The 17,544-nt window shown below is 66.2% G+C and carries 15 protein-coding genes; 1 reads left to right on the forward strand and 14 read right to left on the reverse strand.

From position 1 onward, the window contains the following. Nucleotides 1-51: 51 nt before the first annotated feature. Nucleotides 52-2,019, forward strand: coding sequence for an eCIS core domain-containing protein (locus G4223_RS09470; protein WP_163678398.1), 1,968 nt, complete (start codon nt 52-54; stop codon nt 2,017-2,019). Here the strand turns inward: G4223_RS09470 and G4223_RS09475 are convergent. Genes G4223_RS09475 through G4223_RS09540 form a run of 14 tightly spaced genes read right to left on the reverse strand, consistent with a single transcriptional unit; the run spans nt 1,998 to nt 17,544 of the window. Further along, the gene (locus G4223_RS09475; RefSeq protein WP_163678400.1) at nt 1,998-4,106 is read right to left on the reverse strand and encodes an AAA family ATPase; all 2,109 of its coding nucleotides are present in this window, start codon (nt 4,104-4,106) and stop codon (nt 1,998-2,000) included. The two genes, G4223_RS09470 and G4223_RS09475, sit on opposite strands and share 22 nt — an antisense overlap. Next, nucleotides 4,096-7,332: a polymer-forming cytoskeletal protein gene (locus G4223_RS09480; protein ID WP_163678403.1), complete on the reverse strand. Its 3,237-nt coding sequence runs from the start codon at nt 7,330-7,332 to the stop codon at nt 4,096-4,098. Before G4223_RS09480 ends, G4223_RS09475 begins: the two co-directional genes overlap by 11 nt. Nucleotides 7,333-7,348: 16 nt before the next feature. After that, nucleotides 7,349-8,188: an H-type lectin domain-containing protein gene (locus tag G4223_RS09485; RefSeq protein WP_163678405.1), complete on the reverse strand. Its 840-nt coding sequence runs from the start codon at nt 8,186-8,188 to the stop codon at nt 7,349-7,351. Beyond that, nucleotides 8,185-9,138, reverse strand: a complete 954-nt coding sequence (locus tag G4223_RS09490; RefSeq protein WP_163678410.1) for a phage tail protein — start codon at nt 9,136-9,138, stop codon at nt 8,185-8,187. The genes G4223_RS09485 and G4223_RS09490 overlap by 4 nt, the downstream gene beginning before the upstream one ends. Further along, complete coding sequence (locus tag G4223_RS09495; protein ID WP_163678413.1) at nt 9,135-10,229, reverse strand: hypothetical protein; 1,095 nt, start codon at nt 10,227-10,229, stop codon at nt 9,135-9,137. The genes G4223_RS09490 and G4223_RS09495 overlap by 4 nt, the downstream gene beginning before the upstream one ends. Next, entirely contained in the window at nt 10,226-13,231 is a 3,006-nt protein-coding gene (locus G4223_RS09500; protein ID WP_163678416.1) for a baseplate J/gp47 family protein, read from the reverse strand. The genes G4223_RS09495 and G4223_RS09500 overlap by 4 nt, the downstream gene beginning before the upstream one ends. Nucleotides 13,232-13,241: 10 nt before the next feature. After that, nucleotides 13,242-13,439: a hypothetical protein gene (locus G4223_RS09505; protein WP_205762454.1), complete on the reverse strand. Its 198-nt coding sequence runs from the start codon at nt 13,437-13,439 to the stop codon at nt 13,242-13,244. 13 nt (nt 13,440-13,452) lie between these two features. After that, entirely contained in the window at nt 13,453-13,857 is a 405-nt protein-coding gene (locus G4223_RS09510) for a GPW/gp25 family protein (RefSeq protein ID WP_163678419.1), read from the reverse strand. 1 nt (nt 13,858) lies between these two features. Continuing rightward, entirely contained in the window at nt 13,859-14,275 is a 417-nt protein-coding gene (locus G4223_RS09515) for a PAAR domain-containing protein (RefSeq protein WP_163678422.1), read from the reverse strand. A gap of 12 nt (nt 14,276-14,287) precedes the next feature. Next, nucleotides 14,288-14,893 (reverse strand): phage baseplate assembly protein V, encoded by a 606-nt coding sequence (locus G4223_RS09520; RefSeq protein ID WP_163678423.1) that lies wholly within the window; start codon nt 14,891-14,893, stop codon nt 14,288-14,290. After that, nucleotides 14,890-15,924, reverse strand: a complete 1,035-nt coding sequence (locus G4223_RS09525) for a phage late control D family protein (protein WP_163678426.1) — start codon at nt 15,922-15,924, stop codon at nt 14,890-14,892. The genes G4223_RS09520 and G4223_RS09525 overlap by 4 nt, the downstream gene beginning before the upstream one ends. Then, nucleotides 15,917-16,552 (reverse strand): CIS tube protein, encoded by a 636-nt coding sequence (locus tag G4223_RS09530; RefSeq protein WP_163678429.1) that lies wholly within the window; start codon nt 16,550-16,552, stop codon nt 15,917-15,919. The genes G4223_RS09525 and G4223_RS09530 overlap by 8 nt, the downstream gene beginning before the upstream one ends. After that, nucleotides 16,553-17,107, reverse strand: a complete 555-nt coding sequence (locus G4223_RS09535; RefSeq protein ID WP_163678431.1) for a hypothetical protein — start codon at nt 17,105-17,107, stop codon at nt 16,553-16,555. After that, entirely contained in the window at nt 17,107-17,544 is a 438-nt protein-coding gene (locus G4223_RS09540; RefSeq protein WP_163678433.1) for a phage tail protein, read from the reverse strand. Before G4223_RS09540 ends, G4223_RS09535 begins: the two co-directional genes overlap by 1 nt.

The following is a 17,544-nucleotide window of genomic DNA, read 5'->3' on the forward strand; positions in this document are numbered from 1 at the left end:
TGACGACTAAAAATATACATATCACAATGCAACCCTCACGCGGAGGGACGCATGGCCTATGCCTGGGCGGCAGCACGGCAACCGGGGCGACGGGAAGAACCGGCACATGTGCCCAATCGAACCGGCCTGCCCGATCCCCTGAAGGCGGGAACGGAATCCCTGTCGGGAATGTCGCTGGACGACGTGCGCGTCCATTACAACTCGCCCCAACCGGCCCGCTATGGCGCCCAGGCCTTCACGCGGGGCAGCGAGATCCATGTCGGTCCGGGGGCCGAGCGCCATCTGGCGCACGAGGCCTGGCACGTTGTCCAACAAAAACAGCGCCGCGTCGCCGCCGATTCCTCGGTGCGAGGCGTGCCCCTGAATACCGACCGGCGGCTGGAAACCGAGGCCGACACCATGGGCGCCCGCGCCCTGCGGACGGCAGCGCCGGCCCAAGCCGCCGGAATGAAAGCCGTCACGACAGTGCCGGCGGTGACCCAATGCTACGGCGTCTATTCCGGCGACACGGAAGCCGAGACCTGGACCGTTTCCGACAACCGCCACATGGCCTTGCGGTCGGTGGGGGGTGAATGCCGCGAATTGTACGCCACGCCCCAATTGATCGCCGCCGCCAACCAGTCCCTGCGCCAGCGCGGATCATTCGTGCGCCTGATCCAGGGACCGCCCTGCCCTCACCCTGTGCTGGGGGCGTTGTACCGAGCCTATCCCAGTTGGGTGCCGCGCGACCAAGCCTCCAACGACGAGTTGGGCAAGGCCAAGGATTGCCGCGACATGACTGAAAAGGCGGAAAAGAACCGTCTAGCCAACAATCGGGGCGGCGAGCCCAATTTCGCCATGTGGGCGGATTGCAGCAAGGCGGCCCAGGCGGTGATCGGCGGGCGCATGGGCTATTTCCGCGACTTCAAGGTCAAAGCGGGGAAAGAGTCGCGTCCTCAGGACGAAGTCGAGAACCAACCCAGCGCCTTCGCCCGGCATCTGGGCACGTCGCTGTTTCGCGCCGGCTTCAAAACCAAGGACAAGGCCCGCGACCTGCGCGCCCGTTATGCGAAGCTGACGGACAAGGAACGCGAAGCGTTCGACCAGAGAATGGGCATCAACCTGCACGCCAACCCCGATGTGGGTGAGGCCTATCTGATCGCCACCGAAAGCACCATGCCGGGATACCGCCCCGATCCCGGCAACGAATGGGTCTACCATGTGGCCGGCGTGGTGATGAGCGACGGCAGCGACCGGGTGACGTTGGAGGGGTTCTCGCTGGGCGCGGACAGCGCCAACGCCGTCAGCAACAATGTCTGGAACTTCCAGATGCACGGCACCGACCCCAGCCGGCCCAAGCAGACCTTCCACGACCTGCATCTGAACCAGCGTGGACAGCACGCCAACCGGGCCACCACCATGGTCATCCACGGTCCCGGTCCAAAGCCGGGGCGCACCGTGATGCGCCCTCCCAACCAGACCGCCAAAGTGCAACGACCGACCTTCGGCACGAGTTCCCGACAAGGCCAAAACAGCACCCTGCGGCGCACCGTGATGCGCCCCACCACCCAGACCGCCAACGTACAACTGCCGACCATCGGCACCAATTCCCGACAAGGCCAAAGCGGCACCCAGATACAACGACCCAGGCCAGTGGGCGAACAGCGGGTGCCCGCCTATGTCGCCCCCGGCCTGCGGGTGCGGGGCGTCAGCGGCGCCGGCTACAATTGCGCCATTCGCGCCTTGCTGCTGGCCGGAAACGGATCGGTTGACGAAGCCGTCGTCGCCCAGGCCCGACAGACGCTGGTGTCCGAGCACTTGGCCAGCGCCCACAACATGCTGTCCCTAAGATCTCCGGCAGGCCGCCGCCTGATCCAATATCTGCGTCAGAACGGGCATATCGACGCCACACGCGGAATCCGGGTCTATTATTACATGGGCAACCACATCGTGCACGAGGACGTGGCGGCTGGCCCCAACCCCATCAGCGTTTATCTGTCCTTCCGTGAGCGGCATTACTACGCGGTGGTGCCGGAATAAAATTCCTCGGTTGGAAACAGCTTTCCCAGCTTCAAATATTCGGCTTGCGCGGCTTGCAGCACATGACGCATGGCGATGGCTTGCCCGGAATCGGCGGCCAGATAGGCCGCCGACAGCGCCACCGAGGCAATGTTGCCGCCGCTAAGCACCAGATTTTCCGCCAAGGCCTCCATATCCAGATCGTCGGCACGCGGCGCCTGGGGTGGAAAAACCCTGGACCAGATAGCGCGCCGCTCTTCTGGACCGGGAAAGGGGAAGTCTACGATGAAACGGAAGCGGCGCAGGAAGGCCTGGTCCACGGATTTCAGCAGGTTGGTGGACAAGATGACGGTGCCGGCATAACGCTCGATGCGGTCCAGCAAATAGCCGGTTTGCAGGTTAGCGTAGCGGTCGTGGGAGTCGCGGGTTTCGGTGCGGCGGGCGAACAGACTTTCCGCCTCGTCGAAAAACAGCACCACGTTCATGGCCTCGGCATGGTCGAACAGCCGCGCCAAGTGTTTTTCCGTCTCGCCGATATATTTGCTGAACACGCTGGACAGGTCGATCTTGTACAAGCACAAGCCCAACTCGGTGGCTATGGCCGATGCCGCCATGGTCTTTCCGGTGCCCGATGGGCCGTGGAACAGCACGCATAGCCCCGAGGCCCCGCCGGACAAGGCGGCGAACCCCCAATCCTCGCTCACCGCGCGGCGGTGGCGCACATGCGCCAGCACCTCGGCCAGCACGCCGCGCTGGCGGGACGGCAGAACGACCTCGTCCAGCCTGCGGTCCGAGCGGATTTCCCGCGCCACATCCAAGGTCTGCCGACGGGACTGCTCGCGGCAGGCCTCAGCCAGCAGGGGCTCGACCGCCGCCTCGGGGTCCAGGTTCAGTTGCGCGGCGACGTCGTCCACCGCCAAGGCGACGGCTTCGTCGGTGAGCGGATAGGCCTCGGCCAGACGGGTGTCCGCACCCTCCGGGGCCACAATCCCCTGCTCCGCCAGCCGTCTGGCCCAGATACGGCGGCGCAGCGCGGCATCGGGCAGATCCACGATCACGGGCGCCGGAGTGACCCGATGGCCGGCAAAGCGGTGGGCCGCGTCCATCAACGATCGGCGTGGCCCACCGACCACCGCCATGACCCGCTGGCTGGACAGCAGCGCGTCCATCAGGTCACGCAATCCGGTGTCGTCCTCACTCTCCGTCAAGTCATGGGCGTTCACCACCATGACCGCCTGACCGCACAGCAGCAGGTCACGGCACAGCAGCCGCAGCCGGCCCAGGTGGTCGGCCCGCGCCATCACCTGGGCCGATGCCCGCACGGCGCGGCCGTCCAGTCGCAGGCAACCCAGGCCCAAGGCGGCGAAGACCGCCGCGCATATCCTTTCCTGTAGCGGAGTATCCGGCCCTTGCAACAGCAGCAGATAGCCCGCCGGGGCCTCGTCGCGGCGCAGGCACAGGGCGACAAAGCGTTGAATAGGACGACGGACGCCATCGGACACCGGCAATTGGTCCAGCGGCACCGGCTCCACCGCCACCAAAGGAGCATCCAGACGCGGACGCGGCGCCGCCCGGCCGGAAAGATAGGCGGCCATGGCGGGGTCCAGCCGGAAGCTTCCGACCGTTGCGGCGGCATCGAAACCCGGCCCGGTTCGTACCAGCACCCATCGCCGTAGCGGCCCGTCCTCGCCCAGGGCAACGGACAGATCGGCCCCCCCCCCTAACATGCGGGCCAGGGCACGGCACGGCACCCCGCCGCCCTCGCCCTCTGCCGCCGCGCCAGAAAGCTGGCGCAGATGCGCCGAAAAGGACGAATCCAGCTCGGCCATCAACGCCATGACCAAGGCCACCTGGTCCAGCCGTTCAAGCTGGAACAAGGCGCAGACATGGACCCAGGGAATGAAGGGACCGTGGGTGAAGCTGGCTTCGGCGCGTTCTTCGAACCTGGACCAGCCACGATCCAGGCGCAGGCGCAGGCGTGTCGCCCCGACCCCCGGCTTGGCCTTGCCCAGATCAAGGTGCCAGGCCGCCAACCGCGCCAGCGCAGCCAGGCAGGCGGCGGTATCGGCGAACGGCCCGTCTGGAGCGGGTGAACGTTCAGTCCGCATCGGGGAGCCCGATCACGCGCTCCAGCGCCCGCATCATCAGACGGCGGCCAGAAGGGTCACGGGGAATGCCGATGGCTTGCAGCGCGCTGGCCAGGGTCTTAACACCGTCCGGCCCGCCGCTGCCCGGCAGAACGGCACGGATGCCCTCCTCCAGCGCTTTGCGCTGCGCGTCGGTGACCTTGGCGTGCGCCATGGCCGTCACCGTATCCACCACCGCGCCCAATGCGTCCGGGGTCACGCCATCCGGGCTGACCGCGCAGGTCAGCTTGGCGATGCCCTGAGCCAACTGGTCGCGGAGCGAATCGCCGGCCGACATGTTGGCGGCATCGGCCAGAACGTTGGCCAGATCGTCCGACACGGCGGCGGCATGCCGCGTCTGCTGGCCCGGACTGGTCAGCGCCGCCAGATCCGGCGGCGGCGCGACGTTGGACAAGGTCCGCATGCCGCCGAAGACACCCAGCGGCGTAAAGATACAGGTCACCGCGATGCCACCGGAAGCGACTTCGGCCACGACCTTGACGGAATCGTTTCGGCGGACGGGCACCGTCATGGTGTTGGGCAATGGATAGGATTTGACTTTGAACCCGCTGGACTGACTGAAGGCCAAGACGGACATGAGGTAGGTAAACGAACCCAACTCGCATCGGACCATGCCTATGCTGTCGTCGTTCCTGGGCGCAGCCTGCACGACCAGGATGCCGTCGGTTGACGCCTGGAAGGACTGAGGCACCTGGAAAGGTGCGCCAAAGGCGGAAATGCTGCCGTCCGGCGACACGTTCAACGGTCCTGCGGACAACGCACCGCACCCGACCTGCGCCCCGGACAGGTTCCCTTCGGCCGATATGCCGCCCTGGCAGCTAAGATTGCCTTGCACGGTCAGCCCCCCCTTGAGAGCGGCGTTCTGTGCCTGGATGTCGCCCGTCAAGGTCAGCCCCTGCCCCCCGGTGATGACGCCCCCGACCTGCGTGTCTCCCTGCACCGACAGGGTCTGGCCGATGGTCGCCGTCTTGGTGACGGTCAGGGTGCCGGTCTGCAAGCTGTCGACGACGATAGAACCACTGAAGTCGACCGCCCCCGTCACCTGTAGGGCGTAAGACGAATCCACCTTGGACAGCGGCGTGTTGATGGCCACCGTGTTGGCGGGCATGCTGCCGTCCACCGCCTGCCCCGCCGCCGCCGCGCCGTTGCTGATGACCAGCAGCGCCGGAATGGGCGCGTCGCCGCTGGGCTGGGTATTGGCCGGCGTCTCGCTGTTGTCCTGGATCATGGTCATCAGCGACGGCTGGACCATGAAGGCGGACAGGTTGGCGGGAAACTGCGCCTGGTCGGGACGCTGCATCAGCACCAGTTGGGTGTCGCCGCTGACCATGGCCACCCGCCAGGTGGACACCGCCTTGTCGCCATTGGGGATGAAGTCCTGGATGCAGATTTCGCTGCCTGACTTGACCTGCTGGGTAAACTTGGTGCCCTTGCCCAGCAGGCGGGTGCCGTTGCTGGAAACCTGCCCATCGCCCTTGTTCGCCTTGCCGTCGGCACCCGTCACCTGGAATTGGGCGGCCTGTAGGATGACCGGAAATTGTTCGGTCAATTCCAGTTCGGTGTCGCTGACCACCTTCGCCACCATCTGGCGCAGCAGCCGCAGGGCTCCGACCTGAATGCTGTCGCCCACGTTGACCTCGGACAGGAAACGGGTCTGGTTGCCGATCAGCACCAGGGAATTGTCCACCGACCGGCTGACCAGACCGCTGCCGACGAAGGCGCGGCCACTGCCCACGGTCAGCGACGCCAGCGGCGCCGCCGTCTGGATACCCACGGCGCCGCCGTCGAAATAGATGGGCGAGACCGAGGCGGTGGGGTTGACCTTGGTCCAATAGCTGAGGATGGGAAGGTTCTTCAGCTTGGAACCGTTGCCTTCGAACGACGCCGCCTGCACCGCGCCTTCGGCGTAGATGCCGCCATTGACGGTCAGGCCGCCGCTCTCCACCGCCCCCGCTACGCTGAGCGCGTCGGCATGGATCAGGCCGCCGACCTCCAATTGGGCCTGGGTGACGGGACCGGCGGTCAGGCCGATGCCCACCCGCCGATCAGGCTGGATCGTCAGCGCGCTGGGGCCGTCGCCCCCGCCGCTGGCCGGACTGGCGCGTAGGCCAAGGCCGACCTGACCGGTGCGTTCGACACGCAGCAGGTCCAAGGGCCGCGACGTGGGATCGCCCACGGGCGAACTGACCCGTGCCACCGTGCCGCGCGCATAGCCGAACCGGTAGGGCAACGTCAGCGGCGGGTCGAAGGCGGTCACCAGGGTATAGACCAGCGGGTCCGAAGTGGCGGCTGCGACGACCGCCCATCTGGGGCGGATCGGCGTGGCACCTGGGGGGACCAGCGGCATGACCATGTCGCCCGGCTGCAACGGGGGGGTGATGGCGCGGGTCAGGGTCATCTGGACCCCATTGGAGGTGATGGTCCCCAAGCCGTCGGTCATGATGGCGCCGAGGTCCAGGTCGGCGGTGGGATATTCGGTGCCGATGCCGATGGCGCCCATGCCGGCGACCATGCCGGCGAACAAGGTACGCGCCGCGCCGACCTCGAGATAGGCGCCGTCGCCCGAGGCCTCACGCCGGGCCGCCAGGGTCGCGCCCACCGACATTGCGGTGCCGGGATCGCTGGCAGCCAGGATACCGCTGCCTTCCGTCACCAGCGACAGCGCCCCGAACCGGCCACCCACATAGCGCCGCTCGTAGCCGCCGGCTTCGTAGGTCAGTTGGTTGATGACACCCTGGCTGGACATGTTGACCACCGCCAACAGCACGTTCAGGCCAGGATCCTGTAGAACCGCCGCGTATTCGATCACCGGTTCCTGCAATATTCGCTTGTACCCCAGCACACCGCCGTCATCGGACAACTCGGCGAAGGTGTCGTGATAGCGGATGGTCAGGAAATGCATGCTGCCAGGCGCAGCATCGCCCAACGAGATCACTCGAGGCTGGGTCATGACGATCTCGCGCCCCAGCCGGTCTATGGCCATGCCGGAGCCGACCCGCACTTGGCGCGACTGCACGCCGGCCTGCCAATAGACGTCCAGGCCGCTGGCGATGCCATAGGTGTGCAGGCCCAGGTTCAGTGCCTGCAACATGTCCATGTGATAGCGCTGCTCGCAGACGAAATCGTCGGTCAGCAATGCCTCGCCGGTGAAGTAATTGGGGCGGGCGATGGGGGGCACGTCGGTCATTCGGCCGTCTCCTGGTTCAGGCGCCGGTGGCGATCCACGACACGGCCAAAGTGTCGGCCGGCACGATGCCGGTGGTGATGGCGGTCACGGTCAGGGTAAAGCCGGTGGTCGAGATGCCGCTGACCGTTGTGGCAAAAGGCACCGGCCCCTGCGTCGTCGCCGTGACCATGGGCGGCACCGAGAATTGGGGAGCGCCGCTCGGGCCGAAGGTGATCTGGGTGACGACGGTCGCCCCCGGCTTGTCCAGCCCCTGGCCGGGCACCGTGGCGGTGCCGGTTCGGGTGGTGGTCGATGGCGCCGCGGTAAAGGACGCGCCCACCACAGCGGCATTGGCGGGCGAAGCCGCAGCCGCCACGTCGGCGCGCGAGGCCGCAGCCACCTTGGCGGTCACCGCAACGCGCACGCTGTTGTCTATACCCGCGATGGCGCCGTTGGCCAGGGTCACCTTGGCCAGGACGATGCCGTTCGGCGGCGCCGCCGGGCTGGTGCCCGAACTGACCTGCGCCGCCATGTTCCGCACGTTGGCGGCCACCAGCGGACCGGGACTGGGATAGACCAGATAGACATAGAGCGGCGTCGCCGTCTGACTGTTGACGGTGATGCTGCCGCCATTGCCCGGCAGGATCAGGAAGTTGCCGGCGGCGTTCAACCCGCCGCCCGGCGCCACCATCAGCGTGGACGCTCCCGAGGCGGTGACGTCGAGCCCCTGCAATATCCCCGGATTGTAGAGCATGCTGGTTTGCAATTGAATCCAGTTGCTGAAGTAATCGGCCTGCATCTGCATGCTGGCGGCGGTCAGGAACTGGCCGTCGGTGTAGAACACCGAATAGGCGATTTCGGTGGGGATGGAACTCATGTGGCCTCCTGGCTACCGAGCAGCGTGTTGCCGTTGAGAACAAGCATGATCGAGCTGCCCGTGGGCGGCAGCCGCATGCCGGGAATGACCTGGATGGTGTATCGGCAGAGCGCCGGACGGGCCGCGTCCAACACCACCCGCAACTTCGGCAGCAGATCGCGCAGTTGCACCACCGCCGAATTGCTTGGAAAGAAATTCGGATCGCGCTGGATCAGCCGCACGCTGAACACCCACGGCGCCTGACCGGAAACCACCGGCATGCCCGAGGTGTAGGAATCGCGCAGCACGAAGCTTTGGCCGCGCGCATAGACGTCGGTGACGGTGATGACCGGCGGGGCGGGATTCGCCACCTCCAGCGAGACGGTGCCGGTGGAATCCTGGGTCTGGCCGTTTTGGACCACTTGACCATTCACCGTCCACGGCAAGTCGAACAGAAGGTCGCACAACATCTCGATGCCCGCAGGCGTGCCGCGCAGCCGGTAAAGAGCGGGCATCTGGGCAATCACCATGCGCTTCTTGTCGATGCCCCAACCGCTGTCGGGCACCAAGTCGATCCAGCCGGCCAGCCAGGCCAGGAAATCGTTCAGCCAAGCGGTGAACGCCGCCTGGGTATCGGGCGCCGTTGTCCCGACCACCTGCCCCGCCAACGGATCGACCGGCGCCTGGACGCCGATGAAGCTGTTGAACAAGGTCAGCAGCGCCTGCTGGTTCTTGCCCTGGATGGGCGGCATGAAGCTCTTGTCGCCGGGAAACAAGAAGCTGAAGCGGGGATAGAACAGGTTGCCCACCACCTCGGCCGCCAGCAATTCCTGGATACCCCGGCGGCCGTCCAACTGAGCATCGTCGATGCCGGTAAACAGCTTCTGGAACACCTTGAGGAACAGGCCGACGAAGGGCTCGCGCCCATAGATCGCGGGCAGATAGCGCAGCCAGTCCGAGGGCGCGGTCACGACTGGGCGCTCCTGACCGACAGATCAAGGCAACGCAGGCGCGGCAGCCCCTGATAGATCAGCGCCGGCGGCGCCGCCGGCAAATCTGCCAGCCGTGCGTTGACCCCCAGTTCGGCCATGGCGCCCAGGCGCGGCGTCGGAACGTAGTTGAGGTCGCAGGCGGTGATCCGGCCCACACCCGGAACCGAGGCGGCCACGTGCAGCACCTCGGCCAGATCGGGCGGTTGGCCATAGGTCCATGCGGAGCCGGGCTGGAAATAGGCGAACAGGGCCGAGGCCAGTCCGTCCAGCACGTTGTCGGGCTTGATGGCGGGCGGACATTCCGCCGACAAGCTCAGATTGATGAAGGTCATGCGGGCGGCGGCCACATTGACCCGGCTGCCCGCCAGCACGCGTGGCGCCAAATGGGTACGCACTTGCCCCAACAGGGTGTTCAGGGGCGTGACCGGATCGGCGGCGGCGGCCCCCTGGTACAACAACACCCGCCGGGCCGAGCCGTCGGGGCGGGTGACGTTGCCGGCAATCGGCTTGACGTACACCTGGGCTGCGTCGCTGAGGATGTGGACGGTGATGGCATCCCCCCCCGCCTCCGCGTCGGCCCGCACCACATTCAGCCGCGGCGGCGTCGCCGGGCTCATGGCGGCGATGACCTCGTTGGTTTCCAGGGCGATACGCTGCGTGTCGGCCAGGGTCAGGGCGGCATAGGGAACGCGGCGATATTCCAGCACGGCGGCCTGGATGTCGTCGCGGCTCAGCGGCTGTCCCGCCTCGATGGCCGCCAGCACCCGACGCAGGGCCAGAAAGGCGAAATCGTTGTTCTTTTCCGCCGCCAGGGAATAGGCGGTGCTGTTGGTGCTGAAGGCCAGGCCCAGGACCAGACGCAGGAAATTGCGCTGAGTCTCGATGGGCAAGGCGTTGGCCTGATACAGCAGCGACTCCCCCACCCAGCACAATAATTGCAACAAGGTGATGCCGGGGTCGGAATCGTTGAAATCGGTCCATTTGGACGTGAACATGGGAATGCGACGGGTCAGTTCCGCCAGCAATTGGGCACCGCTGCGGCTATCCAGATCGGGCAGTTCGAAGCTCATGGCGCCCTCCGCAGCACCACCGACACCACTCCCGCCACCGCCACTTGGCCACCGCCTACCGGCACGCCCCCGTCGAAATGGCCGTTGAGCGCCAACGAATTGATACTCAGCACGCGCGGATCGGCACGCAGGTAGCGAGCCACGTCGGCCGCAGTGACCATTTGGCCGAAACGCCAGCCCAGCCCGTCCGACCCGCCGGTGACTGGTTGCAGGAAAGCGGCGATTCCCTGGACCATGTCGGCCTGGGTGGCGTTGACCTTGTCGGCCGCCACCCGCGCTGTGACGTCAACCGCCACATCCACCGGCACATAGCCGGCCCCGGCTGTCGAAATGCGGTCAGCCAGCACGGCCAGACAGCGTTCCCTGACCGCCGTCGTGACCAGATCCAGCAGCGCGGGCTCTGCATAGGGACGCGGCGCCCGCGAATGGGCCAGCACCCAGATGGCGATACCGCCGCCATCCGCTTGGGTGGCGGCGGCGCGCCACACCTCGGGCGAGGCGGCGGCGGCAAGGGCCGCGAAATCCGCCAGTTGCACCGCACGGTCGTTGGCTTTGGCCAGGCCAGGGCCGGCACGGCCGACCCACTGCGCGGTATAGCCATCGACCCCGCCCAGGGCGGCCGCGGGATTGGTAACCGAGTCGATGTCTGGAATGCCAGGCTTGAGCACGGTCAGCGTGCCGGCCGCCACGTTGCCGTCCAGCCCTTGGGAATGCTCGTAATGGGCGGCGACGATGTTGTTGTGGCCGGCCGGGGGCACCATGCCGTTGCGGCCGTCGCCGAAGGTGACCAGGCCGTTCTGGCAATCCAGCGTATAGACGCGGGCGGCAGGGCCGGAAAAGGCGAAGGTGTCCACCTTGGTCCAGCGCCGCACCACCGGCGCAGGGTCCTCGGCCGTCCCGGCAGCCCCGGCGGCGGCATCGGCGACAATGCTGGATAACGGCGCCTCGGCGGCGGCCTTGCCCCCCGCCGGCTCCAGCGAACGCGGCTCCACCACATCCAGTTGCAGTCCCGGCAAGACCGGAGTGTTGGCCAGTTGGAATACTTGGTTGGGGCGCTCGTTGCTGGAGCCCAGCACCTCGTCGTCGATGCCGGTGCGATTGCCGGCCATGACGCTGTTGGGAGTGATGGACCACACCGTCACCTGACGGCAGTGCGGGTTGTCGATGCGGAACCAGAAGGCGGTAACGCCGAACAACGCGGCGGCGTTCATGGCCGGCGGCACGACAAAGCGCACCACACCCGAGCGGGTCAGCCCCTGGGTGCCGTCGTCCACCGCCAGGCTCTGCCAGTCGTGGCCGTCATGATACAGCCACGGCAGCGGCTGGGCCGGCAGGGCGGATTCGGCCGCCAGATGGAAGTAAAGCGTCAACGGCCGGCCTCGGCTGTGCTCGGCGAAACCCTGGGGGGCGAAGCCGAAGGCGAAGCAGGCATAGCGCAACCCCACCGGTTCATAGGGCGCGTACAAAAAGCGCGACAGGGTGAAGGAATTGTCGCTGAGGAATTGCGCGGGCTGGGCCGAATAGGAGTAACCCAGACTGACCGACTTCACATAAGGCGGGTCGTAGCTTCCGGGATCGACCTGATACGAAAAATTCACTCCGGCGACATCGTTCAGATAGGTCGAGACGGCGGCCTTCTCGGCGGCGGGCAGGATGGAAACGGGAATGGCGTCGATGGTGGCGGTGACGCCCTGGGTCTGGATTCGGGGCGGCGAGCCGTAGCCGCCCTGGGCGATGACCGCACGCACCCACATCCCCTCTTCTCCCGCCACGGTGACCGGGCTCATGGCCGGACACTGAAAGCGTATCCAGGTGGGACCGACAGGGGCGTTGCGGCGCAGGCAATCGGTGGTGTCCTGGAACCGGGTACGGACAAGGTCGGCAGAGGTGGCATTGAAGGATTGCCAGCCGCCGCCGCCGTGATATTGCCAATCCAGCGCCACCGGCTGGTCGGCGGTCACCGGGCGCAGGTCGAAACGCATGGTCACCATGGCGCCGGTGCGGGCGAACACGCTGTCCGAACGCAGATAAAACGCGTCCTGGTCCGCCGGCGTTTCACCGAAGGGATAGCAACCGTTGGCAACATTCTGAAGGGTCTGGCCGGTGGCCGCCTGTTGGGGGGCAATGCCGTCGCCGGTGAAGGTGCAGACCACCCCGGTGATTTCGGGCAATTGGCGGGCCAGGGCCGCCACCACCTGCACCGCCGGGCCGGGCTGGACACCCACCCAGTACAGCGCCTCGGCATTGCCGGCCAGCGCCACCGGCGGCGCGTGGGGGAAGGTGTCCAGCACCACGTCCAGCGCCAGCCGCCCCGGCCGTCCCTGGACCCGCGCCTGTAACGGCGTGCCGGCACCATCGTACCATTGGGCGAAGAATTCGGGATGAAGGTGGCTGCCGGTCAGGGTGATGGCAACCCGTTGCAGGGCAGGGTCAGGCTTGAACAGCAGCGAATCGCCCATGATGAACAAATGCGGCAACGACTTTTCCAGCTCGCCGTCACCCGGCCCCGGAAACAGCGGCGCCCGCACGCCTGCGGCCAACCGCGTCAATTGGTCGATATAGCGGTCCTGGGCGGGCAGGATGGTCAGGGCGGCATTCAGCGCCGCCGGCACCACCATCAGGTCGGCATCGGTCTGGAAATGGATGTGCTCGCCCGGTTCGGCCACGATTCCGGTCTGCGCCGGCACCAGCTTGGGCGGCTGTCCCTCGCGCAAGGTAAAGGCCAAGGCGGCGCGGGCCTGGGCCGGAGGCAGGGTCTGTAGGTTGAGGAATTGGTAAAAGGCCAACCGCCGCTGCTCGGGCAGGGCGTTTTCCATTTCGGCGGTATACCCGGCCAGCAGCGAGAACAGCTTCAGCAACACCAGCCCCGGATCGTCCTCGACCCCGTTGTCTGGATCGGCCGGCCAATAGGCCGCCCAATCCGGGCAATACGCCCGCGCCAGCGTGAGCGATTGCTGCCAAAACTGGGAAAAGTCGCGGAAATCCAGCGTGGGCGAAGCCATGGCGACGAGCTCAGGTCTCTATCTGTTTCTTTTCCGCGGCCAGCAATTCCTCCATCACCTGGATAGCTCCGGCGATGCGCAACAGGGTGTCACGCAGATCGGCTTGGCGCCGTTCCAATTGCTGCATCTGCTCCTGCCCGCTGGCGTACTCGGTGCGCAGATCGGCGATGCGGCGTTCCATCATTCCAATCAGATCGGAATTGGGCATGGGTCTTCTCCTGCTACTTGAGGAAAAACGGATAGACGAGATTGTCCGGCCGGTTGCGGTCGAGAATCAGGTAGTCCACCGAGATGCGCAGACATTGGCGGCTGCCCGCCTCGATGGTGGAATTGACCGCGACCACTTGGATACGCGGTTCCCACCGGTCCAGCGCTTGGCGCACGTACAGCTCCGCCAGGCTACGGGTGGCGGCATTGCCGGCGGCGAACAGCAATTCGTTGATGCGGCAGCCGAAATCGGGCAGCACCACGCGTTCGCCCGGCGCCGTCTCCAGGATGATCTGGATGGCCTGGCGGACGTCCTCGGCGTCCGAGGCATAGAGCAGCCGCCCGGCCTGGGGCCGCACCGGAAAGGCCCAGCCGCGCCCCAGGAAGTCGCCGTTTTCGGGAACGCCGGTCACCGGCATCTCAGCCTCCCACCATGACGGTGGACATGCCGGCGACCACCACCATGGGCGGCGGCGCTTGGGGACCGGCCGGCGGGATGTCGTGGCAGGTCTCGCACATGTCGGTCGCCCGCGCCGCCTGCCGCCCGCCGAAACGGACACTCATGCTGCCGCGCACCACCCGGCCCAGATTGGTGGGCGGCGTCTGGAACATGCCGGTGGCGGGAATATGCGGCGGGATGTTCTGGCCCATGGAGCCCACCACCGCCGCCGGCCGGCCGTTGACGCGCACGTTGGGACAGGTTGCCATGGTGATGCGGCCGTTGAACGGGAACGGCTGGGGCGTGGGCACCGGCCCGCCCGGCGACGGCACCAGAACGATGTGGATGTCGGCGGCGTTGACGATGCTGTCGCCCATCTTGGCGGCGGGAAGTCCCATGCTGGCGCTCCGTCAGTTCAGGTCGATCATGGCCGCCTTGAGGCGGATGCTTTGCGCGCCGTTCATCTGCATCTGCGCCGCGTTCAAATCGGCGGTGACGCTGCCGCCCGTGTTGGTCAGATGCACAGAGGCGCCCTTGATGGTCACCTTGCCCTTGGCGGTGATGGTGACGTCGCCCTGGCTATCGACGGCGATGGAATTGCCGGCGGTGTCGATGCGGATGGTGTTGCCCTTTTCGTCCGACAGGGTCAGTTGACCGCTGTCGGAATCGTTGAAGGTCAGCACCTTGCCTTTCTTGGTGCGGATGACGCGCACGTCCTGCTGTTTGGCCTGTTCCACCGGCGGATTCAGCTTGCCGTTCCACAGGAAGCCCAGCACATAAGGCTGGTTGGGATCGCCGTCGCCAAACGCCACCAGCGCCGAATCGCCGACCGCCGGCAGAAAGAAGGCGCCGGTGTCGAGGCCGGCGAACAGGCTCATCACCGGCACCCAATCGGATTCCAGGCTTTGGCCGGCCACGTTGAAGCTGACCTTGATGCGCCCCATGCCCTTGGGATCCTTGGTGTCGCAGACCTGGGCCAGGGTGACGCCGGGGGCGAGATTGGCGGGCGGACTCATGCGCCGCTCCTGCGCAATTGTACGTCGGTGGAATAACCGTGCCGATCGCCGTAGCGATGGGTGCTCGAGGTGATGTAATAGACCCCGTCGAAGCGTTTGCTGAGACCCGACAGGCGCACGTTGACGCCGGCGGTCAGGTCGGGATCGCCCACCAGATTGGCGCTGCCGGCGATGAAGCGTTCCAGCCCCGCCTGATGGCGCGCGTTGGCCACCGCCTGCAACGCCTCGACACTGGTGATGCTCAACTGCTCAATGGTCACCGAGGATTGGGGGAAATCGCTGGCCATCTGATAACCGGTCTGGCTGCCGCCCATGCGGTCGCGCACGTTCTGGTCCTGACTGGTGGCGCTGATCACCTTGTTGGTGGCCGGATCGAAGCTGCGCACCGTGACCTTGCCACCCTCGGTGGGCACGCGCAGATTCAACCGCACCTGTTCCACATCGCGGGGATAGGTCAAGGTACGCACCGGATTGGCACCCTCACCCGATGGACGGAACACCAGGGTGGTGCCATCCATCAGCAGCTCGTGATTAAGCAGTTTGCAGCGTTCCAGCAGGAAGTCGTAATTGCTGACCGCGCGCTGGGCCACGTAATCGTGGATCTCGGTGCGGATGCCCTGGGCCTTCACCGTCAGGCCAGCGGCCCGCGCCACCTGGGTGACGATGTCGTTATCGGACAGGTTCTTGAACACCCTGTTGTCCGTACCGAAGCGCAGCCGGTACATGCGGTCGAAGCCACGGATCGAAGCCGTGGCGCGGGAACCGAAATCGGGCTCGATCGCGGTGATTTCACCCTCGATCAGGGTTTGCAGCTTGTCCAGGCCCAACCGGATGATGATCTGGTCCCCCGGCCGGAAGACGTCCAGCCGGTCGCCACCCTGCGGACCCGACAGGTCCAAGGTGAAGCTGAACATGGCGGGAACGTTGATTTCGTCCACCACCTCGACGTCACTGATGCTGGCAACCATGGACGGTGTCACCGCGTTGCCTTCACGTAGGATGGCGAAGGCGCCGGTCTGGACGCTACGCATTGCCTCCCCCCGTGTCATGGGTATCGACGATTACCAGGGTGCGGCCGACATCGGTCGCGCGGGGAAAGTTCAGCGGGTCGTAGATGTCGTTTTCGTCGGCGATCAACCGCCACTGGCCGGCGTCGCCCAGGGTCGTCTTGGCGATCAGATACAGGCGGTCGTTCTCGGTCACGGTCCAGAGCTGACGGCAATTGAAATAGCCGCGCGAGGCCAGATCCTCCTGGGTGGTCAGCACCGGCTTGAAGGTCACCGTCAGCTCGGCCCGCACCGGGATTCCCGAGGGCAGGAACATGGTGAACTTCTGTTGCAGCCGGGTGACGATGCCGGTGAACAGCGGCCCCGCCCAGGTGAACACCACCACCGGCGGTTCCTTCCGCACGCCGGTGCCGGTGGTCGGCATGGTCAGGGCGGCGATGCGGTCGGTCTGCTGGCGAATGTCGGTCTTGGCATCGTAGCTGTCGAAGAACAGCGACACCACCAGATCGTCGGCGCTGCTGCGCTGGAACTGGATGTTCGAGCCTTCGCCATCCACTTGCACCGTGCGGTTCAGGGACAATTCGGTGGGATTGTACATGACCGGGATTTCCTCCCGCGTCGCCTCCACCACGATTTTGGCCTTTTCCAGCATTTACACCCCCCGCCGATAGCGATCCACATCGGCGCGGCGGTCGATGGCGCGGCCGATGCGGTCGGTGAGTTGGTGCAGAACCTCGGGCGAGCGCAGAGCCTCGCGCAATTCGTGACGCCAGGGCGATGCCTGGGAAATCTCGTGCACCACCCGGCTTTGCACCACGCTGGTGATTCGCTGAACCTGATACTGGGCCTCGGACACGGCGGTACGGGTGCCCCCCCGGCGGAAAGCCAAAGGCGCACCGGGCGCGGCGCGGTAGAAGATCAGCGGCAACGCAGCTTCGGCGCGGCGCGGCGTCAGGGCCAGGATGTTCATGACGATCACCGGCTGGGGTTTGCGCAGTTCGCGGGGTTGGCGGATTTCAGCCCGCAGGGAGATGTTGACCTGATGACGGACATTGATGGTCTGGGGCGGCCGGGCCGCCTGGGCGGCGATGGGACGCGCCCGACGCAACAACACCAGACCTGGCCCGTCATGGCCCGTCCACGGCGTCAAGTCCGGGCCGCCCCCCACCATCCGCCCGGCGGCTTCCAGCGACCGGGGACGCAGCATCAACCGCCCCCGCATTTCACGATGCCTTCATGGGCCAGAACGAAGCGCTGGGTGGCGACCAGGGTCTGTGCCGCGTCCAGCGACGGCCCCTGCCACTCCGTCGGCCAAGCGTTGAAGAAGTTCCACCACACCGCCCGCTGACCGTTGCGGTCCATCAGGTAGATGGTGCCGTTCTTGCGCAGGACGTGGCCGTCCAGCGTCGCCTTGTACCAGGTCCACATGGGGTCCTGGGCGGTAATGCCGGCTTCGAGCGTCAGGTCGGAATAAGAGATCGGACCGGCCAGCTTGTATTCGGTGGTGTTGACCCCGCCCTCACGCACGCTGCGCACCTCGGCGCGTGCTTGCAATCCGCTCACCGAGGTGAAGCCGCCGACCTGGATGCCTTCCACCTCGACCACGAAATTATAGGCGCTGAACGGATCGACCTTGTTGGCCAT

This window comes from Magnetospirillum aberrantis SpK (assembly GCF_011022235.1).
Classification (GTDB): Bacteria; Pseudomonadota; Alphaproteobacteria; order Rhodospirillales; family Magnetospirillaceae; genus Magnetospirillum; species Magnetospirillum aberrantis.